Origin of the sequence: Fibrisoma limi BUZ 3 (genome assembly GCF_000296815.2) — a bacterium.
Taxonomy (GTDB): Bacteria; Bacteroidota; Bacteroidia; order Cytophagales; family Spirosomataceae; genus Fibrisoma; species Fibrisoma limi.
This window is the reverse complement of record NC_019017.1, coordinates 20,199-45,183: the sequence shown is the minus strand read 5'-3', so window position 1 is coordinate 45,183 and position 24,985 is coordinate 20,199. Positions and strand designations below refer to the sequence as shown.

General features: G+C 47.7%; 23 protein-coding genes and 1 pseudogene. 15 read left to right on the top strand and 9 right to left on the bottom strand.

Annotated elements, in window-relative coordinates; translation table 11 throughout:
• Positions 1-61 precede the first annotated feature (61 nt).
• The 13 genes and pseudogenes from BN8_RS30830 (at position 62) to BN8_RS32125 (ending at position 6,924) form a co-directional block, all read left to right on the top strand.
• Positions 62-607 carry a hypothetical protein gene (locus BN8_RS30830; RefSeq protein ID WP_015056906.1) on the top strand — a complete coding sequence of 182 codons (546 nt, stop codon included), beginning with the start codon at positions 62-64 and terminating at the stop codon, positions 605-607.
• Between the two features lie 4 nt (positions 608-611).
• Complete coding sequence (locus BN8_RS30825; protein ID WP_040007224.1) at positions 612-953, top strand: hypothetical protein; 342 nt, start codon at positions 612-614, stop codon at positions 951-953.
• A complete protein-coding gene (locus tag BN8_RS30820) occupies positions 950-1,486 on the top strand; it encodes a hypothetical protein (RefSeq protein WP_015056904.1) in 537 nt (178 codons plus the stop codon). Before BN8_RS30825 ends, BN8_RS30820 begins: the two co-directional genes overlap by 4 nt.
• Positions 1,487-1,723: 237 nt before the next feature.
• Positions 1,724-2,071 (top strand): hypothetical protein, encoded by a 348-nt coding sequence (locus BN8_RS30815; protein ID WP_015056903.1) that lies wholly within the window; start codon positions 1,724-1,726, stop codon positions 2,069-2,071.
• 52 nt (positions 2,072-2,123) lie between these two features.
• The gene (locus BN8_RS30810) at positions 2,124-2,753 is read left to right on the top strand and encodes a PD-(D/E)XK nuclease-like domain-containing protein (protein ID WP_040007222.1); all 630 of its coding nucleotides are present in this window, start codon (positions 2,124-2,126) and stop codon (positions 2,751-2,753) included.
• 11 nt (positions 2,754-2,764) lie between these two features.
• Positions 2,765-3,148 carry a hypothetical protein gene (locus BN8_RS30805; RefSeq protein WP_015056901.1) on the top strand — a complete coding sequence of 128 codons (384 nt, stop codon included), beginning with the start codon at positions 2,765-2,767 and terminating at the stop codon, positions 3,146-3,148.
• Complete coding sequence (locus tag BN8_RS33460; RefSeq protein ID WP_015056900.1) at positions 3,141-3,353, top strand: hypothetical protein; 213 nt, start codon at positions 3,141-3,143, stop codon at positions 3,351-3,353. Before BN8_RS30805 ends, BN8_RS33460 begins: the two co-directional genes overlap by 8 nt.
• Positions 3,354-3,621: 268 nt before the next feature.
• On the top strand, positions 3,622-3,744 hold the full coding sequence (locus BN8_RS33790; RefSeq protein WP_015056899.1) for a hypothetical protein: 123 nt from the start codon (positions 3,622-3,624) through the stop codon (positions 3,742-3,744).
• Between the two features lie 11 nt (positions 3,745-3,755).
• A pseudogene (locus tag BN8_RS34000) lies at positions 3,756-4,037 on the top strand (DUF6166 domain-containing protein); the annotation flags it as partial.
• On the top strand, positions 4,027-4,422 hold the full coding sequence (locus BN8_RS30795; protein WP_040007220.1) for a hypothetical protein: 396 nt from the start codon (positions 4,027-4,029) through the stop codon (positions 4,420-4,422). The pseudogene BN8_RS34000 and the gene BN8_RS30795, both read left to right, overlap by 11 nt.
• A gap of 35 nt (positions 4,423-4,457) precedes the next feature.
• Entirely contained in the window at positions 4,458-4,931 is a 474-nt protein-coding gene (locus BN8_RS30790) for a hypothetical protein (RefSeq protein WP_144051874.1), read from the top strand.
• Between the two features lie 144 nt (positions 4,932-5,075).
• On the top strand, positions 5,076-5,654 hold the full coding sequence (locus BN8_RS30785; protein ID WP_015056896.1) for a hypothetical protein: 579 nt from the start codon (positions 5,076-5,078) through the stop codon (positions 5,652-5,654).
• Positions 5,608-6,924 carry an OmpA family protein gene (locus BN8_RS32125; RefSeq protein ID WP_015056895.1) on the top strand — a complete coding sequence of 439 codons (1,317 nt, stop codon included), beginning with the start codon at positions 5,608-5,610 and terminating at the stop codon, positions 6,922-6,924. Before BN8_RS30785 ends, BN8_RS32125 begins: the two co-directional genes overlap by 47 nt.
• Before the next feature lie 178 nt (positions 6,925-7,102).
• Here the strand turns inward: BN8_RS32125 and BN8_RS30775 are convergent, their stop codons facing one another.
• The 7 genes from BN8_RS30775 to BN8_RS32120 form a co-directional block, all read right to left on the bottom strand.
• The gene (locus BN8_RS30775) at positions 7,103-8,386 is read right to left on the bottom strand and encodes a Y-family DNA polymerase (RefSeq protein ID WP_040007273.1); all 1,284 of its coding nucleotides are present in this window, start codon (positions 8,384-8,386) and stop codon (positions 7,103-7,105) included.
• A gap of 50 nt (positions 8,387-8,436) precedes the next feature.
• Positions 8,437-10,170 (bottom strand): group II intron reverse transcriptase/maturase, encoded by a 1,734-nt coding sequence (gene ltrA / locus BN8_RS30770; RefSeq protein WP_229368502.1) that lies wholly within the window; start codon positions 10,168-10,170, stop codon positions 8,437-8,439.
• A gap of 587 nt (positions 10,171-10,757) precedes the next feature.
• On the bottom strand, positions 10,758-11,135 hold the full coding sequence (locus BN8_RS30765; RefSeq protein WP_015056892.1) for a LexA family protein: 378 nt from the start codon (positions 11,133-11,135) through the stop codon (positions 10,758-10,760).
• A 736-nt stretch (positions 11,136-11,871) separates the two neighbouring features.
• Positions 11,872-12,351: a LytR/AlgR family response regulator transcription factor gene (locus tag BN8_RS30755; RefSeq protein WP_015056890.1), complete on the bottom strand. Its 480-nt coding sequence runs from the start codon at positions 12,349-12,351 to the stop codon at positions 11,872-11,874.
• 233 nt (positions 12,352-12,584) lie between these two features.
• A complete protein-coding gene (locus BN8_RS30750) occupies positions 12,585-15,686 on the bottom strand; it encodes a lantibiotic dehydratase (protein ID WP_144051873.1) in 3,102 nt (1,033 codons plus the stop codon).
• Between the two features lie 546 nt (positions 15,687-16,232).
• Complete coding sequence (locus BN8_RS30745) at positions 16,233-17,003, bottom strand: LytR/AlgR family response regulator transcription factor (RefSeq protein WP_015056888.1); 771 nt, start codon at positions 17,001-17,003, stop codon at positions 16,233-16,235.
• The gene (locus BN8_RS32120; RefSeq protein ID WP_051041174.1) at positions 16,981-18,267 is read right to left on the bottom strand and encodes a sensor histidine kinase; all 1,287 of its coding nucleotides are present in this window, start codon (positions 18,265-18,267) and stop codon (positions 16,981-16,983) included. The genes BN8_RS30745 and BN8_RS32120 overlap by 23 nt, the downstream gene beginning before the upstream one ends.
• Positions 18,268-18,289: 22 nt before the next feature.
• On the opposite strand from BN8_RS32120, the gene BN8_RS30735 reads away from it, so the two are divergent.
• Complete coding sequence (locus BN8_RS30735) at positions 18,290-20,752, top strand: outer membrane beta-barrel protein (RefSeq protein ID WP_192579115.1); 2,463 nt, start codon at positions 18,290-18,292, stop codon at positions 20,750-20,752.
• A gap of 63 nt (positions 20,753-20,815) precedes the next feature.
• On the top strand, positions 20,816-22,363 hold the full coding sequence (locus BN8_RS30730; protein ID WP_040007267.1) for a serine hydrolase: 1,548 nt from the start codon (positions 20,816-20,818) through the stop codon (positions 22,361-22,363).
• Positions 22,364-22,730: 367 nt separating this feature from the next.
• Here BN8_RS30730 and BN8_RS30725 read toward each other — a convergent pair whose 3' ends face one another.
• Both BN8_RS30725 and BN8_RS30720 read right to left on the bottom strand, forming a co-directional pair.
• Positions 22,731-24,122, bottom strand: coding sequence for a cytochrome-c peroxidase (locus BN8_RS30725; RefSeq protein WP_015056884.1), 1,392 nt, complete (start codon positions 24,120-24,122; stop codon positions 22,731-22,733).
• Positions 24,123-24,134: 12 nt separating this feature from the next.
• Positions 24,135-24,917, bottom strand: a complete 783-nt coding sequence (locus BN8_RS30720) for an MbnP family protein (protein ID WP_040007215.1) — start codon at positions 24,915-24,917, stop codon at positions 24,135-24,137.
• Positions 24,918-24,985: the final 68 nt, after the last annotated feature.

The following is a 24,985-nucleotide window of genomic DNA, read 5'->3' as shown; positions in this document are numbered from 1 at the left end:
TGAGTTGAATCACCGATGCCGGAACGAGCCAGCAAGCCGGAACCTAACTAAACCGTTTATCATGAATTACCTCACTACTGAGTTAACCGAGAAAGAAGTAGGTGCCATCGGCAAACTATTACTTAACGCCTGGAGTGCAGAATATGCTTTACGGTTGACCCTAACAATGCGGGACATTGACTTCTTGAAAAGTTCGGTCGAGTGGATTTTTCCCCAGGCGTATTACGCGGCTTTCTTTTCGGCTCGCGCGGTGTTGGTTTGCGATGGGTTACAGATAGCCAATCAAAAAGGGGTGAATCTGAAGATGAACCAGCGGGCCGCAACCGGTTTTTACGGCCCCAGCGTAAGCGGTGTTCATTCATTCTCCGCCCTAACCGTCTACCAGTTAGGGAATAACATCAAGCCTAAGTCAGTTACTGGTATCCAAGCGATCAAGTTACAGCGCAAGTTGGTTACTGACGTTCACGCGATTGCCCAAATTCATGAGACGTATATATATAACCGTTTGGGTGTTGAAGCGTCTAAACGCATCATCAATGCGCTGCCAGACTATTTAAAGAACGGCTTTGTTGGCGATAGAGCGACGCTGTTACGTCAAGACAACTAATCAAATGAGTTATTCCGACTATGGCCTTGATGTTGTTAAGACAGCCAAGGAAGAAGGCAAACAAAGCCGGTCGTTCTTTTGCCCCTGGACGCAGGCCCGTTACACCGGCAAAAACTTTTATCTCTGCTTCGCCGACTGGATCATCAGTCGGCCAGCCATCCGGGCCTTCCAGCAGCAGGAGCCCGAAGCCGCCGAACCGGACGACCGTTGCCAGAAGTGTAATCAACCCGTTGCTCTACTGCACTACACGGCCGAAGGATACACCTTTGAAACCGGCATGAAACTCGGTATCTGTCCGAACTGCGTGGCCGCAGCTGCTCACTATATTTTTGGCGATGCCCTATGAAAAAGCACCGGTATCAGTGGATTATTAGCAATAACCCGCTTTGTGACAATCCGACTACGCTCGTCTCCCAAAGTAGTCGCCCAGTGACGTTCGTTTTCTCCATCTACTACGGCTTCTTGAGCAAGAGCTGGATAGAGGGTCAGCATTATCTGGCTGGTTGGCGATTTTCCTGTAACATCTGGTTTAGCAACATTGCCAGTTGTGAGGGACGAAGTGGACGGACGACGGTATGTTTATCGCCCAGCTTCGATGAACGGGGTTACTTGTACTTTGACAGCGACCACGCGGTAAGGGCCAATAATCCCCGCTATGCAACCGAAGAACAATGCATTGAGGCCGCTATTGAGCACGTGGCCGCTCGACTGGATACAACGTTGCTTCGTTACCCAGACATTGTGTACTATTTAGTACGTCCCGAATTTGACTTCTTCTTTAGCTTATACCAGGCGTTATGCGACAAAAAACAGTGGCTTGACGAGGTGCGTCACCCCAAAAAATTCGTTGGGTTAGGCCCCCAGCTCCAACTCTTTTAAATGAGAGAAACCAGCCCAATACCGGCTGGTTTCTGCTGTATTCTATAATCAAAGAGAAAAGCCACGACCTTAAAGAAGCGGAGTTCTCAACCCTAAAATTACGGATAGCTTAGGGTTAAAAAGATGAACGGGCAGTTTTATTTATTCCTATTTTACATTATCACAAAGTATTATATTTGCAATAATGTAAAATAAGCGTATCTTTAACCCATAATCAAAGAGAAAACCACGACTGTTATGAACTTCATTAAAATTGACCCCTACGCTTGCACCGTTACCACGGTAGAGGGTGACGGTAGTAACGAGAGTTTTTGCCAGTTACTCGGCAGCGAATTTTGGGACGTGTGCGCCCGGCAGCATAATCACGATGCCTTGTTGGTGGACGATGATGCACTGAGTCGAAATCCTCAACCCCCGGCATTTTCCTTTGATGGCATTGCTGTGCACGGCATTGCTATTGTTACCGGATGCGACTGGGACGGAAAGACAACCGAGCCTACGTTCACCGTCGAGCAGGTTGTCGAGCGAATAACCTGGTTAGGCGCTGTTCAGACAAAACCTGCCCTTGTCTGGAAAGCATGGTAATCACCGGGAAAGTCCAGCTTAGGGCAGGCTTCCTCTTTAACCCTTTTCTATCATGTTAAGCTACCGCGCGACCCCAAGAATTGCCAACAGCGACTTAAGTGAGTTTAAGAACGTGCGCTTATATGGCCAGCTTCCTCAGCAGAGCCAATCCCCCGCTCTTAGCTTTGGTACTCGCTTTCACCATCATCTGCTTGTTGATCGGGATACACTACCCAGCGGAGTTGGAGCTACTCCCATGCTACGGATGCTTGACGTTATGCGGAATCATTCCCTGTTCGTGGAATTACTGGAGCAGGCTATTCCGGAAATTCCTCAGTATTGGGACGATACGCTAACCAAGTTACCCTGTAAATCGCAGCTGGATCTGTTGCTACCGTCGGATGAACTGATTGTGGATGTCAAAACTACGTCGGCTAGCAGCCAGTCCGAGTTTCTGGACAACTGTCTGCGGTACGAGTACGATCGGCAAGCCGCTTTTTACAGCGACGGTTGTCAACACTCCGTTCGGCGATATATCCTGTTTGGGATACAGAAACAAAAGCCGCATCGGGTGTTTGTGGTGGAGTTGAAGACGGATGATCCCTTTGTTGAGGGAGGACGGCGCAAATATCAAAAGCTGTTGGCTAACTGGAAACAGCAACCCTATATTCCGACCTCATGGCAGATCCTATCTACCCCTTAATTAATTGACGTATGGCTTATTTTATAAAACTGACGCATTCGATCAGTGCTAAGAATCGTCTTCAGGAAGCGGCTCTTAAGTTGGCTTACTCGCTGGACGACCTTCAGCTGGAGTCACCTGATGCCTTAAAGCAGTTTGCTGAGGACCGTATCATGTGGCTGAATCGTTCCTTTAATCGCTGCACGGCGCTCCGGGTAACTTTCCAGACCTCGTACCGGGGAGCGGGCTATCAGCTGTACATATCGGATCTGGTAACGTTAAGTATATATGCTATCAAAGGGCAATTTTTGGCAGAACCCACTGCATCGGCGCGAGTCGTCGAGCGGGTTAACTGCGAGGCCGCTGGGCCACAGCTAGGCTTATTTGTAGAAACACTCGAACCAAGTCATGACTAAACCGATCGATACAATCCAACGGGCATTGCAGGACAAATTTCCGGTAGAGCGGGTGAGCGATCAACAGTTGCAATGGAGGACATCAGAGTCGGTGCTGGTTGAAGTTACTCACTGGTTTCACGCGCTGCAGATCGCACGAAATAACCAACAAGTGGCCACCTTTTATAAGGTGGCCGAATGCATTAGGTACCTTTTAGCTGAGTAAGATGGCCTACATACACTGCCGGGTCGCCGTCGCGGACAAAATTTCTGCCCGAGGCCGGAACGATCACGGATCGGGGCGATGATCAGGAGCGCATTCACGGTCAGATAGACCAGTTACAGCAGCAGATTCGGGCGCTTCGACTTGAATTTAAGAAGAGCGAGAAAAGTTTAACCAACTTTTGCTTCAGTCCGGACTTTTGGACGGAAGAGGAAGTGGAAACGGCCAAAAAATGGGCTACTGAAGAAACCCGTAAACGAAACGAAAACCCATGAACCAACCGCTAGAAAAAACAACCTACGACGTCGCCGGGGTGATGGCCATCCCGGCCGGCAATGCGGGCAACTGCGCCCGAGAACGACTATTTGTGGACGGAGTTGAACTAACCAACTAACCCTCCACGAGAGTCTGGCAGTTGCCCGCTATTCGCCTAATGGATTTGCCTGGGGCTATTCCGGGAGAGGAGCCGATCAAACGGCCCTGGCCATCTGTCTGCATATATTTCGAAATGCTGCCCTTGCCAAAGCCATTTGTCGGTCTTTCCGGATCGCTTTTGTGGAGCAGTGGCCACTGGCGCAACCATTTAACCAAACGATTGACATCACTGATTTTTTACTTGATCACTGGCAGTTCATCGCCAGCGTTGATCAACCGAGTCAAAGCCCGCTCAATACACATGAAACCTGATCCGACGTTTTTAGAACACGAACGGCTGTTTAACTCGGTCGAGGTCGAGCTGGTCCGGCGCTGGGCCTTCAGCCAGGTGCCGGCTATGTTTGATCAGCACGAGGCCAGCGTGCTCAAATGTTTCGTAAAAGCCTGGTGGAATCTTTACCATGAATCCGACTGCGCGTTGAACAGTAAGAACCGAACGATCTGGCAGCGCTCCCAGGAGTTACCGGCTCCTCCCTTGGACACGACCGCCCTGTTATCGGCGCTGCTTCGTATTCGACAATTGGTCGTTCAGGAAGCCCTGCTGGAATATCGCCCGTTTGAGCAATATGAGGAGTCTGCCTTGGGTGGCTTAAACGTTTTGATTCACTATTACACGCAAGCTAAACCCGAAGTCTGATGAGGTTGACCACTCAAAATTCTATCTTTGCTTTTATGGCAAAGCAGAAAAAAGAGATAGGTAAAGTAACCCTGAGTGGCCCAGAGCTTGACGCGCAGTTACCCCATGACGCCGAGATCTTGCGAATTGCTAGCCAGTATGCCGAATTTGAAAAACAAGTGGATCAACAGGTGAATGAATGGCTCTCCAAGGTTGAGTTGCGGCACCTATCGGGCTCGGAAAAATCAGCTTATTTGAAAAAATTAGGGCATCGGCCCCTGACTAATGAGGACCTGGCTACCCTGGTGCTTCTCTATGGAAGTGATGCCCAAAAGCAATTCATTAGCGCCTTTGAGGACGCCAAGACCAAACTGACCGCGCGTTTGGCAAAAACGGCCAACCTTGGCCTAGTGTTGAAGCAGGCCGGAGTCAATTACAATACGTATTATAACCGGGTAGGCAAGCCTGATCTTTGGAAGCCCAATGAAATGATCGAGATAATGACCGTATTGAAACGGCTTAAATTATAAATGGTATGCGATCGATCTATATCCCGATCGGTATCAACTGGCCCAAAACTACGTAATACAATCAATTAGTGCTATAAGCAACTACCGGCCAATCGGTGGTAACGTGTTGCAACAGCTTAAAGGAGCACTGACCTAAAAGACACTATGAAACTACCCATAAAGCCGATACCCTTAGACCAAATTCTTCACTTTATCTATTCGTATCGCCAACTTGAGAAACTACCCTTAGAAGACGGTTTTGCCGAGTTACGTGCGATCACCCCGAAAGTATTAGGCGATAATGAACGTGAGTTGAAAGAACTACGTCAACATTTTCGCAACCAATGGTATGATAAGGAACGCAGCTTTGGGCAATTCTATTTAAATCTGGCGCATTACCGGCAGGTTTATTTGCTAAATTTCTGGGGGATTCAGGATTGGCAGGATGAGGAATACTTAGGCACATGTTTACGCAATCCGTTTGTTCGGATCGCGGGTCGACCACCCGCTAAAGCGTTTCAGCTCCATCAACTGGTTAAGTACATGGAGAATCACGGCATTAGCTCACCACTTACCGACGGGGTTATGCTAACAAATTTACCCGAGATGGAAAAGCGATTTGGTAATTCGGCAAACTGGGGAGACTACGTACTATCAATTCCTGACCCGGAGCCTATCCTTCGCTACATGATTGGTTATGAACCGGAAGCCGGGTATGACTTTGATCCAGAGATACTGCAATAGACTGAACCTACTACAAGGTGTTCGTAACGAGGCCCGTAAAGCCAGGTTACTGGTATACGTATGTAGCCTGTTGGTCGCCCCCGGCGTCAGGGGGCAAGGTGAGCAGACGGAAACGCAATTTATCCTAGCTCCCAGGGTTAGTTACAACTGGTTGGCCTTTCAACCAACTTATTCAAGTACACAAGGTCCCGTTCTATTCTCCTACAACCCTGAGCCGCCCAGTCAGATTGTGACCCTAAACGGCCAACGTGAGGGCATTTCTATCCGGCCGTTTCGCTATGGATTAGACCTGGGACTAAAGCAAATAAATGGGCGAACTAAGACGGGCTGGTCTGTTTTGGCCGGTGTGGATTGGGGGCGACAGTTTTACGGCTCACTAAGCGAACGATCCTTTTCATTCAAGGGAAATCGGATTACAGGCTGGAATGTTTACCTCTCGTACTGGCAATTAAATGGTGCCCTAGCCTACCACTGGGAGGATGTTTTTCCGCAGTTTGAAGGAACTGGTGCTTTTATTCGACTAGGCGTCAATCAAGCCCATTATTTGAATTATGTAACGCCCAAGCTACCCATCCGTGATCAGTTTACGATTGATTTTACCGAAAACGGTCAGGGTGATAAGGTAGTGCGAAAGCAGTACGCCGGTAACGTGTTGTCTCTAACTCCAGAAGTTGGCGTAAGCTACGGGTTACTCGAGGTCTCCGTGTCGGCCAGCTTGCCGCAAACGATAGCGTTTTCGGAACAGCATACATTTTTCCGGAATGATCAGGTAGAAGGGGTCAATGAGATTGGCTATCGAACCGGTGGCGTGTACGTCAACGCCCGGTTAATGTTGCCGGTAGTGCGTCATTGGAAGCATATTCGTGCAAAGCGAGCTCAACCACAAGTGGTACCTACTGAACCTCCAGTAGTTTATCGCAAAGGTCAGACGGTACGCTTAAACAACGTGTACTTCAAAACATCGTCAGCCGAGTTGCTTGCGGAATCGTATCGCGAACTTGATCGCTTGGTCGATCACATGCTTCAAACCCCGACGCTTCGTATCCGGCTTGAAGGGCATACTGATGTAATTGGCAATGCCGCGCTGAATCAACAGCTGTCGGAGGACCGGGTGGCCACGATTCGTGAGTACATGATTCGTAACGGTGTTGCCAGTCATCGTGTCGAGACAGTTGGTTACGGCGACTCCAAGCCATTAAAACGTAACTGTTCTCCACCAGAGGGATGCCCGGAGAACCGGCGCGTTGAATTTGTCGTACTTACTAATTAGGATGTACACGTTATCGTCAATGCAAGTTTGTCAAAGTTATACCTTATTTACTTTGTTAATATCACACCATTTTGGCCAGCCAACTACTTAAAAAACGAGTCGAGTTCGACCGAGAAAACGCCTTACAATTGTTAGCCAAAAGATACTTTGTTCGTCTGTTCCGACGACAGAAATTTTCTTATTTAGCAACTAAGATCTCCTCCCATCGCGTCGTATATCGTTTAGATAAAAACTGCTGCTTCATCGGCCAATCAGGGTTATAGCGCTGGGATGCCGGGCGAACCCGGTCCTGACCATGCCGATAATTGATCCGATCCACCACCTTGGCTAGCTTTCTCATCCGTTCATCGGAGCCTGCTGTAAACAGATCCGGTTGCCAGTAGCCAGCCGGCACAATACCATTTAAGATTACGCCGACCTTTTGGTACTGGTACCCAAACCGAAACACAGCCTCTAGGGCTGCATGGGCATACTTAAGCATTTCAGCAGTGCTGTTGGTAGGGTGGGGGAGCGTTACCGTTTGCGCGTTGTAATAATACTTGGCTGGCTGGCCGTTGGGGGATTTACGATGCCGGTTCGTGTGAAGGAAGACCGTCACCGCTTCAGCGGCTGAGTCTTGCCGGCGCAGCTTCTCGCAGGCCCTGGCCAGGTACGTCGTCAGCGCATCAGCAATCGTATCCAGATCTGGAACTAGTCGGCCGAAGGATGGCGCGGTCATAATTGATTTTTTGGGCTTGGCTTCAATCTCCAGCATTTTGCACGGTCTGCCGCGCAGTTCGTGCGCCATCCGTACTCCGTTGACGGTCAATACCTGGCTGATCCACTCGTCATTGGTGTCCCGGAACTGGGCGGCTGTCGTGATGCCCACTCGCTTAAGTTTGGCGGCTGATCGGTCTCCGATGCCCCACAACTCACCTACTCCAAATTCCGCTAGTGCCTGATCAATAGCTGCTTGGTTGGTTAATTCACACACTCCTTCAAGTTCTGGTCGACGCTTGGCATACCAATTCGCTACCTTTGCCAGCGTTTTCGTTGGTGCCACACCAATCGACACCGGTATGCCAATCCATTGCAATACTGTCTCGCGAATGGTTTTTGCTAGGCTTTTGATGTCAGCATAAAGAGTTTGATAAGCCTCGACGACTAAAAATGCCTCGTCAATGCTGTATACCTCGATTTGGTCGGCAAATGTTGCCAGGGTACGCATCAGCCGCGCCGATATGTCCCCATAGAGCGTATAGTTGCTGCTGAAGACCCGCACGTCATGTTGTTTTCGGATCTCCTCGGTCATAAAAAACGGCTGGCCCATTTTTATACCAATGGCTTTTGCCGGATTTGACCTTGCGACCACACAGCCATCTCGATTGCTGAGCACAATAACTGCTTTCCCTTTTAATTCAGGGTTGAATATGCTTTCGCAAGAGACGTAGTCGAGTAGGCGGAGAGCATTGCTGCCCTCCACCCCTCTAAGAACCGTACGTGAGAGTTTCCCCTCATACGGCTCAAGCCTCACTAACGCCCGGCCTTCACCAGACGCGGTTTCTCAACGGTAAGTCCAAGGCCATGGACCTTACGATGGCAATCCGGGTGCAGCAATACCCGATTCTCTGACGTGTCCGCTCCGCCCAGCACACGGGGTTGGATATGGTGATTATGCCAACCTGTCTGGTCAGTACTGTACTCCGAACAGACCGGGCAACGACCGGTCTGTTCGCGCCAGAGATAGCTTAACTGCTCCCGACCCCGAAACGTGGCTTTCATGCGTTCGGTAAGCCGATGCTCAAAGTACTCTTCCCAACGTGTATCAAAGGGGTTGGCAGCCTCTTTGATGCGGACATGACGTCGAATTTTTACATCCGAGGCATAGAACAGATGCGGCTCGATGGTCTGGCCGTTCGCTTTGATGGCTTGGCCACTAAAGGTCCAGTTGCGACGACCGTGTCGCCTAAAATACTTCTGTCTTACCCACCGCTTGCCTTTCTTACGGTGTCGACGCAAGGCCCATCGCCACAGGCAGCGAAAGAGTTGTGCGTCCAGCCAATGAAAGGTCTTCGAGCTGCATACATGCCGATAGAAGTAAGCCCACCCCTTGATTTTGGGATTGAGGTAAGCAATCAACTCTCCAGCGGAAGCCGCTTTATGGGCCTTGATAAGCTGGCGCATCGACCGCACAAAGGTCAGTAAACTCTTTTTGGCCGGTTTGATGAGCAACTTGCCGTTGAACTTCCGAAAGGTGAACCCAAGAAAGTCAAACCCCTCCGTGATCGCCGTTAGCTTGGTCTTCGATTCAGAAAGCCGCAAACCGCGCTTGCTCAGAAAGTCACAAACGACGGGCTTAACCTGTTCGTCGAGTTGTTGACGACTAATACCGGTGATGATAAAATCATCGGCATAGCGCACCAAATGGACTTTGGGGTTGAAGCCCCGGTTGGCTCGTTTGCGACACTTGGCAAAGTAGGTTGCTAACTCCTTGGCTAAACCATCTAAGGCCATGTTAGCCAGTACCGGTGAAATGATACCGCCCTGCGGAGTGCCTTCCGCAGTGGGCCACCAGTTACCTTTTTCTAGATAACCGACTTTAAGCCACTGACGCAAAATGGTCTTCTCCATCGGAATGTGCTGGAGCAGCCAGTCATGATCAATACGGTCAAAGCAGGCCTCGATGTCGGCTTCCAGTACCCACTGGGGGCTGTCTTGACGACTCAGCAGACTAAAGCAGCGTTCGACCGCGTCGGCCACTTGCCGAGCGGGGCGAAAGCCGAATGAGCAAGGGTCGGCCGTCGTTTCAGCCACCGGTTGCAAGGCCATCAGGTGCAGGGCTTGCATGGCCCGGTCTTTCATGGTTGGGATACTCAGCGGTCGCTGTTTGCCATTGCGTTTGGGAATGTAAATACGTTTGAGCGGCTGAGGGCAATACCCCCGGCTTCTCAACTCATCGATGGCTTGTCGTTTACGGGGTGGATTAGCCCAGAGTTGACCATCCACGCCACTGGTCCGTTTGCCCTGGTTTTCCGTCACTCGTCGCACCGCCAAGGCTTTGGCACTGAACGAGCGGGTGAGCAGTCGTTGCAAGGCCTTGACCTTACCCCAACGGCCCGCCTGAGTAGCCTTTACAATACGCGCCTGAAGCCGCTTGACCAAGCCGTTAGCCCGTTGCCAGTCAATGGCAAACCAGCTTTCTTCCTGACCGGAAACTGCACCGGTTGCGCCTTGCGGCCCTTCCGTCATCTGCTTTGTCTCCTGCATTGGTTAGTCAGTTTATCTTGTAAAGTGAGACCAGATGGAAGTGGGCTCGCTTTCGCGCGGGGCGATGTCTCAGCCCCTATCCAGTCCATTACAGACTGGCCTTCGCTTTCTCCATCTTCCTTTACCCGCAGTCTCGTGGGTCGGCTTCACAGCGTTCCTACCCCGAAAGGGGGAAGACTACGGGCTTACCGTGTTTCAAGCTCTGAACAACGGATGGGTTAGGCTCTTTCTTTCCGCCGGTGGCCTCCTTTGTCCACGGTTGGGGAAACATTCAACCCCAACACCGGGCCACAGTACCTTTTGGTTCAAGCCTGTTAGCATCGTTTGGCTTGTTCTGCAATAACGGCGTTTATCAAAAGTTCACTTAAGTTAGCCTTACCATCCACGCTTGCCCTATTCCGTTTGATGCTAACGGAACCACCTTTTTCTCACGATTAGGGTGGGTTTTGGTACGTTGTCGGAATGCTTAGTACCGGCAGTTACCTGCCCGCACGTCTTCGTAGCGTACAGCCAGTGGCATGGCTGGTTTTGTCGCGGGACGCCCCCGGCAAAACAATTCAGAACTTGACTTTTCACGTCGCACAAAATTATTGGCGTCGCACAAAAGGTATAATGACTCTGGCTTTTTTAACAACATAAGTCACAGATCCAAAAATCTCAAAATTGTCGCCTGGATGCACGTAAACCGGCTCGTATTTCTCGTTGGCAGTGGTTAGCTCGATCATATCACCGACAAAGCGAATACGCTTGATATAGTGATCGCCGGCCAGCCAGACAAACACAATGCTTTCAGATACAACCGGTTTCGAGCGGTCAACGATCAAAATGTCTCCCCGGTGAATGTCATCTTCAATCATGCTGTCCGTCTCCACCACCGCGAAATGCGTTGTAACTCGGTTCAATCCCAGATAATCATTAATATCCAGGGGGCGTTCAAGATGATTTTCTGCTGGAGATGAGAACATTCATCGTCTTTTTTATATCCAAGCCGCTATAATATAACTTAAACATATACAATACAAATTAATGATAGCGCTTGTTTACAAATCCAGCCTACCAATACTGCTTCTATCAACGAATTAGTCCAGTGACAGCTAACCAAAGTGGGCACAGTTTCCAATGAAATTGCTTTACATTAGACCATGATAAAGCGTTGGAATAGAAGTAGTTTGTAATTAAGAATATCGGTTAATCATAGTTAAGTAGTACCTCTGATTACTGTTAAATTAGGGCATCTGGTTAAGGTTTGCCGAAGCCTTGAATTATGGTGTGGATAGATGCGAAAAGCCCAACCTAATTTAGGTCGGGCTTTTCGCCACGCCACAGGCAGCAAACCGTAGTTGAGACCAGGGAATAGAAGCTGGTAATAATGCTACTGCTCACCTAAAAAATTAATGAGCAAAACCAGCGTTTGTTTATACAGGAAGGCCGATTCAATAAAGTAAATGGCTGTAAATTTTACTTTACAATGAGTTTCAACGAGTTCAAGGCGCTATCCAATGATCAGCAGCTGACCACTGTTTGGCAACAAGGAACCTATCTGTTAAATCGAAAAGTAGGTAAGTCATACTTAAACCTGTACGCGCTCGATACCTTCTTTGTGGAGGTGCGCTATTCCACCCTAACAAACCAAATAACAGGTTGGCGCTGCTTCCAACACACGATTGGATTGGAACCTTATCTGTGGACAATCAATGTCGTTTAAGTGTATAAAGAGTTGCGTTTAAGGGGCGCTTGTTTGAACAATTGTATAAACGACTTTTTATACTGGGCTCCTAAGGGCAATATTTTAGTATGTTGATCAGATTTAAGACCAACCTGGTCTTTTCCAATAAAATCTATTTTGTCATTGGCCACGATAAATGACTTATGAATGCGGGAAAATGAACTCTGGGGAAGTAATTCTTCGATCCTGCTGATCGGCTGATGTACTGTTAAGTATCCATGCTCGGTATAGATCGTAACGTAGTTGCGTTCCGACTGAATCCAGTTGATGTCTTTAAAGCTTACTTTCTGCAACCGCCGTTCCGTATACAGGTAGATGTGTTCTTTAGCCTGTGGGGATTCCCCTGTATTCAATTGACTGATCAACTTCATGGCACTGGCAAGTTGCTCTTTCAAATACTGATTTTCTACAACAGGGTCTTTAGGGGTTGTTGGATAAATCGAGTGGGCTGTCATAACGCAAGCTGAAATTTAAGGATTGACAATTCTTCTCGGTTAATACTGATTGAAATTACGTTGAACCCGAAGAATGGTAACACAATAATTGATGAATGATATTAAATAGGTGGTTAGGGGATAAATGTCATTCTTTTGGGGATGAATGACCTTGACTGAGTGCCGAAATACAAGTATGCGTTACAGGAAAAGGCTCGTAGCTATGTTACCGGGACGCTGAGAGTGATAAAAATTTAACCTAACCGATTATTAAAAGCTGTCTTGGTTTCGTAGTGCCGCGCTAGAAAATGATAAACTATCCACTCGTGTTTTCGTTGGTAGCTCGGGAAAATCCGGTTTATAGCCATGTGGATTAGGTCGGCTATTACGTCAAATTTTTCCACTTTATCGGGTAGGCGCTCAAAATCTAGAAGTATACTTTCAACGGGCGGCCTTATGGTCGAGTGCCGATTGTTCAGTAGCTGTTCCATAAGGGGCGACGCTGTGAACAGGCTTAGGCTGTTTTTGCGGTAGAGTTCGTTGACTTTTTGCTTCAACGCTTTAGTCCCCTTATTTTCGCTAAAAAAGGCTTCCTGCATTGCTTTGGTAAACGACGTCATTTCGCCAAGGGACAAATGAAATGAGGATAGGTACAACTGTACGCTGGCAATGGCATATCGATACCGTTCTAGCTCAGTGGGTTCTTGCTGCTGCTTTAGCCACGTTAACAAGCTCAGGCTGTCTGCACTAAAAATGGTTTCGCAGTGCTCAAGCCAATTTGGGTGGTAACGTTCTACTTCCCGATCGTAGGTTTCGATTGAAACCGATTTTACAATTCCTGATTGCAAATACGGCTTTAAAGCGCGGTTCCACCGGTCAAGGAGTTTGTGAACACCGTAGGGGGTAACTTGGAAACGAATGCGTAGGTGATGGTCAGGATCAGAATAGCGAATAAAAAACATCTTTGAACTCCATTTGTTGGTCATCGCCCGATGGTGTAGGGGAACCAACAGATTTATTAAAATCGAATCGGTTATTTGCTCAGTAGCATACAGTTTCAGAAATAACCATTCGTCTCCAGGAATGAATTTGCGTTGCAGGGGCCCTAATTGATTCTGTTCGCGCTGTGGTTGACCGGCAGAGGTAGGCCGTGAAGAGAAATCCCTTGGAGCAGATTTCATGGGGATAATAACCTCTGAGATATAATGGTTATTCCCTTGTTTTAACCACGGGTTATACGACTCGCCTAACCATTCTTTAAGAACTATCTTTTCGTGTTTATCAACAGCATCAAGCAAAAGGCTTGCCCCTGGCCGAAACGCTAAATCCAGCAGTAGTTTATTTTCACCTTCAATCAACTGGACAAACCGAGGTAGTTGATAGACAGCCCTCAACGTGTCGATTGTTAAGGGCTGTGTGAGGCCAACCGCCGTTTTCCGAATGGTCCACTGAGCGGGATTTAAAATAAAGTTTTTGTAGCGTAGACGAGGTAGCCGGGGTAGTTGGCTGAACGATCCCCAAGACCAAGCTAGTGCCTGAGATTCAGACCGGTGCACGTAAGCCAGAAACTGGTAGATTTCGTCGCCCAGCGCCGGATTGTGCGCGTTACTTAGGCGCGGCCTTATCCGCCGTCCCGTAGGCTTATGGTGAAGTACAATTTCACCATTCGCCCTTACTGATACTAGAAGGTCCTGTAAGTTGATTGTTTTTTCGGCACATACGCCTGCCGGAGTCAGATAAGGTATTTCAAAGGCTCGTAATATAGGACGAGCCACTACGTTTCCGGCCGTTAGGGGCTGGGTGGGCAAATGAACAATTTCGGCTAAAATGTCATCAGGAAACTGTTGTTGTTCCCAATCGCTCAGTTGCTTGGTTAATTCTTCTAACTGAGCATGACCGTGACAGAATCGACCAAAGAAAAAGGCGGGAGAAAGTGTTGCCGAGGAATTAAACGCAAATCGCCAGTCCGACTGTTTCCTAGATTCATAGAACTCCCCGTGTAGATACCATAAAGGGGGCAAGGGGATGATTCTACGGTTTTGCTTCATTTGGTTAATATCTTGATCGGTAATCTCAAGTTCATGCTGTTGCGAGAGAGTATAGCGGCTGTAGAGCGCTTCGCGCAAATTGTCAAATGCACTACTTATTTGGGTAGATCGGGAGGGAAGCTCAAAAGGAAGTTCCTGTAGCCAGGAACCGGTTAGGGGCGACTCGGGACTAAACCCAATACCAACTTCGGGATCAAGAACCGTTAACAAATCTACCGCTTGTCGGTCATAGACCTTTCGGAAACGGTCAATAAAATCCTGAATAGGCAATTGTTGATCGACTTGCAAAATGGGCAGCAACTCGATGAGTTGGCGGCTGATTGTTTGAATCCTTCCTGACTCGAGTTCCAGCCGATCCGGATAGAAGAACAAGTCCGTTTGTATGCAAGCGTAATTCGTTTGTTTCGATTCTGGGGCAGCCGTCAACAACCTTTGCAAATTGTGATGTACTTGCTGTAGCGTGTTCAACTCTAAAGCTTGGGTTTCCAGTTGTCGCTGGGCATTTTGAAGGATGGAATATGTATGCTCCTGAAAAGTCAGATTTTGAAGCTGGGAAAGTATGTAGGCTGTTTGATCTTGCCCGGTTACCGGCATGGATAGGTTACTGACCAGAAATTGATTGTCGATCAAGGCGTGTAAAAACTCGGTTACTTCCCTTTGCCATTCCAACCCGTAGAGTTTTACTAATTCAGCAAACGGCAAAGGTTGATCGGCTCTCAGCCTGAGTACCAAGGTCTGTAGATCCGGTGTGATTGGAAACGATGATAATTCTATTTTTAGGGAGGTATAACTACCGTTTCGTTCCGAAAAACGGTATTGGCTATTGGCTTCGTAAAGGCTATTGTTTAGACTATAGATCAATTGACTGCGTATCTGCCGGTCATCCTCCAGTGCCCGGCACACTGCCTGCAAGATCCTCGTATCTGGTCGGCTAACGGGTTTCCAGGCTTGCGGATTAAATTCGATCACGGATTGAACCCCTAGTCGTCCCACACCGGTCCCGGCAAACAGCCCAAAGGGGGTGGGTCGGCTATACCACCGAAAAACATAGCGCCATAAGGTGCTGCTCAAGGAGTCGGTTAGTTTGTCAGGCTGGTGGATTGCCGTTAGCCAGGCTTGGTAAAGATCAGGAGAAGCCAAAAATAGGGCCTCTTCCGCCCATGGTTGTTGAAGTATAGTCTGAAGGAGCCTGCCTTGGGTAAGATCATTGTCTGCCTTACTTTGCTGCGCTGTTACGATTAAATCACTAATGGGGCGGTAAGGCAATCGAATGACAAAAAATGGATTCAGTTCGTTTTCTTTTTTCATACGAGAGTATGTGAACACCAAATAAAATGCCCCGTTCAAGGGATTGAACGGGGCTAATACTTCTAAATACGGATATACCTAAATAAACACGGTCGACACAATAGTTCCTCCAGAGTTTCCACAGGTTGCTTCATTTTTGGAATCCGGCCGCGTTTTTACCGAGACCATGCGGGACTTAAGAGTTTTTTTAGTAGTCAACTGAAATCGAAAAGAAGTACTCATAAAGTTTGTGGTTTAGTACATTACAAAAATGTACAATGTCCGCAAACAATCAAAGCATATTTATCCCAATTCCTGTTAGTATGATAGTGGTACTAGACTTTGCTTTATGATCCGCTAGAAGCTGGCTGCTTTGACGATTCGCAAGTTGACGCTTATTGATTTTAAAGCGAGACGAGTTGTTTTTCATGGCTTTGCTTTTTTCAGAAAGTTCAGCATCCTGCGCTATTCCTGCTAAAAAAGTTGGCCGACGGCTTTAATTAATTGGTGAATTGACGAATGCGCGTTTGGAGAGGTCGAACTGAGATGCCCGGCTACAGGGCAAGATCAATGGACAGTACCTTCCCAATCCATAAACGCCTGCCGAACCGTATCCCGGTAGGTCCGTCCGATGGGCAACTCCTTGGCTGAAAACAAGGTGATCGATGAGGAATCAACCCGACTGATCTGATCAATGCGCACTAGCAACGAGCGGTGAACTCGAATAAACGCGTCTTTAGGCAACAGGCTTTCCAACTGTGAGATAGAAATCTTTGTTACAACATCCTTCGTGGGTGCGTTTATCAGGCGAATCTTTACATAATTCTCAAGGGCTTCGATGTAATAAATGTTGTCTAGCCGTATGTTCACCTGACTACGGCCGGCGCGTACGGTTAATACTTTACGGTCAATCGAAACATCTTCACTGAGGCCTTTGTCTCCATAACTATGCTCTAATTTTGACCGGTTAAGACGCTCCTCCACCCGATGTATGGCTAGGCTAAACCGATCAAAAAATATAGGTTTTTCCAAAAAATCAACCACCGCGTGTTCGTATCCCTTCAAAGCATATTCCCGATAAGCAGTCGTTACAACCACCAGCGGGACCGGTTTTTCGAGTAAGCTTAGCAGTTCAAAACCACTTAACCGGGGCATGCGAATGTCCAAAAGTAGCAGATCTGGTTTTAGCTCTCGACACTTCTGCAGAGCTATTTGACCATTAGAAGCGGTTCCTACTAATTTTAACGTAGGTATTCGCTGTATGTGATCGAGCAGTAATTCTTGCGAAAGCGGTTCATCTTCGATGACCAGACACCTAATGGGCTGCGGAATATTCATAACGTTTCTCTCGTTTGAGGGGAATAACCAGGTGTACCTGGTAGATCGAGTTTTCCTGTTGTATGTTTAGTTGGTACTGTTTAGGAGTGAACAATAAATCCAGTCGTTTACGGGCGTTAGCAATACCCAGACCCCCACTTAGGGGAGAAACATCATCAGTGATCGGATTTTCAATCGTTACCCGCAAGACGTCTTGGGAGGCATCAATATAGATGTCAATGCATACCCAAGCTTTTTCGTAACTGTTGTTAATGCCATGTTTAAAGGCGTTCTCGACGAACGTGACCAGTAGCAAAGGGGGAACCAATAAGCCATCAGGATCGCCCCTTTGCTTTATGGTAATGTGCTCGTCGTTGAACTGACGGCTCTTTTCTATGTCAATGTAATTTTGAATAAAGGTTAACTCGCCGGTCAGAGGCACGAAATCTTTATTTGTATCGTAAAGCGTGTAATGCATCAGTTCAGACAATTTTCGTAGCAGTTCAGCGGCCTGCCGGTTGGTACGATGAATGAGCGCTAGGATACTGTTGAACACGTTAAACAGAAAATGCGGATTGATCTGGTGTTGAAGGGCTTGGAGTTGATTATTGACCAGAATTTTGTTTTGTTCTTTCTGCCGGATGTTAGCTACTCCCCAGGAGATCGCTTCCCTAATCAATCGAATTTGAAGTGGGAGCAGAATGTAAGAAACGTTATAGGCCCAGATAAACGACAACAAAGAATAATCTGAAAACACGCCGATTGGTCCCATCGGCCCTAGTAAATCATTGATACGTTTGACGTAAGCGGGAATGGGTTTAAAATGGTTCGCCACATAGGTAAACAGGTAGTAATCATAGACATTGAACACGGCGAACACAGCAAGGGTACTGAGCAGTACAATCCCCAATTTCCTGATGGAGACTGGCTTAACAACCCGAAAGCGTTTTAGCTCATTCCATATTGTGTTGCGGTTAATGGACTTAAGGATGATCAATTGACGCAAAAACATGGGCACAATCAGGTAGCCGTACGAGTAAAACAGCAGCATGGTCGTTCCGACATGGGTTACGTACATCAGCACAAACATATCAGGATCGGGTGCTACGTCGGGCTTGACCCGAAGTACCCGGTCCAATGCCCAATAAGCAGCATGGCCATCCCAAAGCCAAAACAGGACGTGTAATAAAATGCGGTCCCAAGTCACCTTTCGGGGAGGGAAGTCAAACAAGGGTTCGCCTGCATTCAGATTTTTAGTGGTATATTGGGTATTCGAATGCACCATTTCTGATTTACTGCTAACTGTTATGAGTTCTTTTGTACGCTGGTTTCTTAATCTATGGATTATATTGGTAAACATAATGAATTTTTGCCTTGGCCAAGCTTTGCCATTTCAAGTCAATGAATTAAAGTTTGGTGAGGGACAACTGATCGGACAGCTTGTTTCTGCCACGGGGACTCCCGTCGCTGGCGGACATCTTGTGTTGTTGCGCCTAGATTCAAGCCTAGTAAAGATTACCGCTTCTGATTCACTTGGACGATTTGCATTTTTTAAACTGGTGAATGGTTCTTATATCATTCGTGCTTCAAAAGTTGGTTATGCAACCGTTGTACGCCCCGTTACAAGTACGGACACTTTAACCAAGCAGCCGATAACAATAACCTTACAAACGCAGACGCAAAACTTAGATGAAGTTACAATTAAAGAAAAGCGACCACTTTTCGAAATTCTGGGTGATCGTATCGTGCTAAACGTGGCTGCCAATCCCGTTTTGTCAGCTGGGTCAACTTTCGATGCACTGGGGGCAGTTCCGCGCATTACAACGAACGCGGTTAACAAAACGATTAGTGTTGACGGTAAAAACGGGATCATCCTCTACCAAAACGGGCGGCAACTCTATTTAACACCTGATCAAATTTATACGTATTTACAAAGTTTACCGGCTAATGCAATAGCCCGGATTGAAATTTTAACCAGCCCATCCGCGCAGTATGATGCCGGGAGTAGTGCCATCATTTTACTATTCACCAAAACATTAACTACAGACGGCTTTGCCGGTGAAGCCAGCTTGAGCACTGGTTTTGGGCGGTATGAAAAAGCGAATGGGTCTGTAAATTTATCGGTACGCCTGAAGAAGGTACAAGGTAGTTTACAATATGAACCGACTTACCGACCGACCTACTTTAGCTGGAACTCCGAGCAACGTCTTGGCCAGACCAAATTCTCCCAAAATGAACGCGTCAACAGCAGGGAGTTTAACCAAGTGTCGTTTTTTAGTCACTTGGTACGGACCAACTGGGAGTGGTTCGTTACAAAATCAATTACGGTGGGTTCGGTCCTCCAGGCTTCCTGGATCAGTGGGCAGGATAGGCCCTCTTCGACGATAACTTACCTGACTTCGGAGTCGGTGCGGCCACGGGTGCAACTTGAATCCGCTACCCAGTTCCGGGAACGAATAACAAACGTAGCGGCTAACTTTAATGTACGTAAGCAATTTAACAACCAGACCAGTTTGTCATCCGATTTTGATGTGGCACGGTACATTAACAATTCTATTTCAACGGCCCATTTTACGCCCATAGCACAGGACAAACTTTCTACCGAATCGGTTCGAGTGTTCTATCCAAATAACGTTTGGATTCGTACAGCGAAGTTGGATCTGACAACCCGAGCCGGGTCAAAAGGCCAACTAGAGCTTGGCGCTAAATACAGTTCTGTGTCAATGGATAACGTTCCCAGCCTGAATCAATATTCGCCCTCTTTCTCCTCACTGATACCTTTGCTGGCAAAGTCGTACGTCTATAACGAACGTATTGCATCTGCTTATGGAAATGTCGCTTACAAGTGGTCGGTTTGGTCGGTCCAGGCAGGACTTCGCATTGAACACACGAATTACGAAGGTGTTGCAGGTCAAACGAGTAACATGAGGAAAAACTACCTCAACTTTTTCCCTTCTGTTTCCCTGGAATACGCCACCCCACAAAAGCATCAAATTACTCTATCAGCCAACCGACGAATCGTCCGGCCAGGCTTCGATCTGCTCAATCCGGCTTACATCTTCTATGACCCCCTAACGCTATATTCGGGTAATCCAAGTTTGCTACCTCAGTTAACAACCACGCTCCAAGGGGTGTTTACAACGGCTAAACGGCTAAGTGTTGCTGTGGTATACAGTGATACCCGAAACCGTATTGCCGAGGTTGTTTACCGGCTGGACTCGGCGTCGGCTTCTACAGTAGACCATAACATCAATTTTGATTGGGAAAAACGACTGGCGGTTACCCTGACAGTACCCATCAAGGTGTCGAAAGCTTGGTTGCTACAAGCCGTGGGCACGGCAGCTCATGCCCGCTTCTACTCAACATTTCAGGACACCCCTACTTTACTAGGCCAATTGACGGCAACCTTTCGGTTGAATAACCAGATCAATTGGAAAAAATGGTCCGGTAATTTCAATTTCGTTTATCGAAGCAAAGCTGTGGTTGGCTACATGTATTACGATCCGTTGTGGTATGTTGACCTGGGCGTTCAACGATCGTTCGGCGAGCAATCGTCTTTAAAGTTGACCGCTACTGACATTTTTCATACGTTTCTGATCACTAATTATGGTCGTTATCTAAATACAGATATTATATTTCGGCATAGGATAGAAAGTCAGAAGGTGCTTTTGACGTATTCGTTTCGGTTCGGTAATAAAAAAGCGAAACAGTTACAAAATAGAAATTTTGGTTCTGAAAGCGAACAAGAACGCTTAGGAGGTAAAAAATGACCTTAATGAAATTTTATAATTAAATCTCAGCCAATGAGTCATTTTAAGCTGACCGCAACATTTATGAAACAAATTGTTTGGCTTACCTATTTTCTGTACTGCTTGTGTCAACCCGCCTATGGGCAAACTCCTCAATTTGTAACCGACAGTTTAGATATATATATCAAGAGGGGGATGACTGACTGGCAGATACCGGGTATGGCTGTTGGCATTGTTGAGAATGGTAAAATTATCCTAGCCAAAGGGTACGGTGTGCTAGAAGCGGGTACGCAACAATTTGTGAATGAAAACACGGTGTTCCCGATTGCTTCTAATTCTAAATTATTTACGGGCACGGGCTTCGCCCTGTTAGATACCCAAAAAAAGCTTTCGTTGGATGAAAAGGTGATCAAGTATCTTCCCAACTTTAAACTAAACGATCCTATTGCGACTCAGCTAGTTACGATTCGAGATCTGCTATCGCATCGATTAGGCTTTAAGAATTATCAGGGAGACTTTCTATTTTGGGATTCTAGCCTGACCCGGCAGGATGTCGTTACCCGGATGCAACTTCACGTTCCCCCTTATCAGTTTCGTCAAGACTTTGGCTATTCGAATCAAGGGTACGTTGTTGCTTCTGAACTAATTCCCAAGGTGACGAATCAGACCTGGGAGCAATTTATACAAAATCAACTACTCAATCCGCTTGGGATGACCCGAACGTTCATCCTCTACGACGATATGCGCAAGCAGTCGAACGTAGCCTTACCGTATACGACGTGTTGTAATGCTCAAGGAAATCTCACACGAATTCCTTATGACAATCTTGACAATTTAGGGCCCGCTACCGGTATGAGTTCAACGGTCCGGGATATGACCCTTTGGCTGAAAATGCAGCTTGATAGTGGCCGAGTCGGTAACCGTCAAATTATTCCGTGGGCGGCACTGGAAAAATCCAGGGAAGCGAATACAATTGCCAGTTCCAGTCGAATGACCTTGTTCCCCCTTGGTTTTCAATTCTATTGCCTGGGTGTCGGATTACTGGACTATGCCGGTGTATCCGTCTTTGCGCACGCTGGTGCGTGTTCGGGATTTCGAAGTAGTACCACCCTGGTTCCCAGTAAAAAATTAGGCATTGTTATTCTCACGAATCAAGATCATCACAGTTTTCAAGAGGCTCTACGCTTTCAACTGCTTGATGCTTATTTAGGAGTTCCTTATACAAATCGGCATCAATACTATTTCAACCGGGCAAAAGCAAAGGATCAGAAGAGCCAGGAGGAAATTAAGGCATTAGCGAGCCGGGTTGAGAAAAACGCCAAACCCGCGCTGCCCCTGTCGGCCTACACGGGAACCTATCAGAACAATCTTTACGGTACACTTACCATTACAGCCGAGCCAGTTAAACAAACAAAGCAACGATTAACGATTCGGTTTCAACATCATCCTAATCTAACCGGCCAACTGGATTATATGGATGGTAATCAATTCCGACTTACGTTCTCTAACCCGAGATTCGGTATTTTTCCTGTAACGTTCGTACAAGATTCCGCCCAGGTGAAAAGTATCGAGTTGTCGGCCAGTGAATTTGTCGATAATGATTCCTACATATTTAGTAAAGAAAGGCTTTAATAATCCGGATGTAATTAGTTAAATCTTGGTTAAGTCGTATTGAAGATAATTGGGTATATCTGCGGAAGGTACAAAATTCATGGTCCGGCCTGGGTCGGCACACCGATTGCGGTCGTTTGGCAAAAACAGTCTCACAAACTCAGGCCTGCTATTGAAAATGAGGCTTTAATTCGTGAGATGGCAATTCGAGATTGTGAGGAGGTAAGCTTGGAGCAGCCGGTTTAAATTCAGCGGCCGTATCCTTAAAACGGGCGTTAATTTGGACGTTTACTTTTTAATAACTGTCAACTACTATCCGTAGTATACGCATACTTTGTGGCATTTGGGGGCATACATTCTGAGCCCAGTCCGCCCGACAGGCTGTTAGCTACTTATTCAGTTTAAAGGCGAAGGAAATCAATTTTCCCTTTTCGAATAGCGTCGCCAGGTGTTGCTTTTGGTGCAAAATTTCTTTGATACGAATCAAGTGATCGGCATCCAGACGCATACTGACCGACTGCTCTTTGTAGAACTGACGCTGGGCTTCGTTCATCATGCTTACATCCACTTGCTCTAAGTCGATCTTCAACTGTGTGGCCAGGTCGCTGATCCGGAGAACGTCCGCGTCTTGGGCCGCCGTTTGTAATTGAGCCAGTCGTTGCATAAGGGGTTGTAACTGAACGGGCACCTCGGGTCGGATGGTGGCCACCGGAAAATCTATTCGTTGCCGGTACATGGCATCTGTTTCCGGTTCTGAAAAAGCGGGATTGGTTAAAAATTGCTTATCAGTTAGGGTGCCCAGAAACTGAATCAGGTGCTGTTTCTCGGCGGCAGACAGCCGTATGCCTAGTTTGCCCCTGGCGGTAAGGAGTGGGTCAAGCGTAGCGGATTTAACTACCCCATCCGAGTAATGATCCAGTACTTCTTCCAGCGTGCCAAACCGGCCATCGTGCATGTAGGGAGCCGTAACCGCTACATTGCGCAGGCTAGGTACTTTGAACTTGTAGCGGTCCGAGGTTTTCTGCGTTATTTTTTCCAGGCCAATGTCCGCCCGATTGAAAGCGCGTAAGCCATTATTGCGTAGGGAGAGGTCCGTAAACAGAAATCCGCCGTGGCAGGAATGGCACTTTTGCTCAAACACCGTTAGTCCTTTCTGCTCGTCCTGGGTTAGCGTTTGTTGCTGCTGACCCACGAACTGATCATACCGTGAAGTTGCCGATACCATCGTCAGCATAAACTGGGATAAGGCTTGCAGGAGTTGATCACTCGACACATTATCATTGGCAAAAGCATCCAAAAACTGTAACCGGTACGATTCGTTCTGGCGCAGTTTACCCAGTAGATTAACCAGGTTTTCGCCCATCTCATGCGGATGCTGCAGGGGAGAAACCGGAAACAGATCCAGGGCATGAATGCCACCATCCCAACCGAACTTATCCTGCCAAGCCAGATTCATCAAGGGCATTGAATTGTGTTCGGTCAGCGAGTCATTGATGCCGTGGCTGAGCCGGTGACCGTGCTGGGTAAACGCGGAGGCCTGCTGGTGGCAACTGGCGCAGCTAACCGACCCATCGCGCGAAAGAAAAGGATCGTAAAACAGACGGCGGCCCAGGGCAATCTTGACCTTGGTTAAGGGATATTTGTTGAAGTCATAAACCGGCTCGGGAAAATGAGCGGGCTTGGGGAAAGGCATGGGCAGATAGGGGTTCTGAACGGATCGGTAGGCGGTCGCCAGCAGCAACATTGTGGCCAGGAGCAGAACGGTCATTCGTAGGGGCATGGCAGACAAGGGTTAGTTTTGCGGCTTCTGGAGGGAGAACATTCTACTGTAGTTGTCCGCAATGCGGGCCGCGACGGGCTGCATCATCACGTTTGGGTGTTCGGCAATCCGGATGGAGTGGACCCCATCAAATACTTTAAGCAGGTCGGCCCACAATGCGACCTGCGCGTGGTGGCCCGGAACAACCCTTAACGGCTGATCAGGAAAGGAAAGTGAAACCAGACGGGTGTTATTGGGGGTGGGGATCTTCATGCCGCCAAACTGGCCTACGTGAAAAGTAAATTCGTGTTTACCCGATGTTTTATCCATCGGTGCCTGGGGCGAGAGGCCTTCAAATTTAAAAAAAATATAGCCAGCGTTCCACGACCAGTACATGCCATTGGCTTCCCCCCCAATATCTAAACAGCCTTTTCGCTGGCTAGGCGGCATGGTGTTACGCAGGCTGTCAACACCAATCATGAATTGAAGCCCAGTATACTCGCCAACCGGCACATGGGGTAAAGTAATTTGATGCGAGGCTGGCGCTTCAGCCCTAATGAGAAAGTAACTACTGTCCGGGGGCAATACCCAGGCGGAACCGTCGGCTTTCACCAGTCGAACATTGCTGAGGTAGTAGTGCAGACGCGTAACCGTAAAGCGTTCCTGCTGGGCCGTGACGAACGTTGCTGGCGAACGCGTCAAGTGGCTTGTGCCAACTACATGGTTTACTTGGATAACTACCTGCTGCTGGGCCAAGCTCGGTTGAGCAACCAACGGCAGACTCAGCAGAAATAGCAGCAAGGACGTTTGGCTCATGGTTGCTGGCAGTAAACAGGTGGTCAGCCACAAAATAGTCGGATAAGTAGCTCAATGAAAAACAAAAT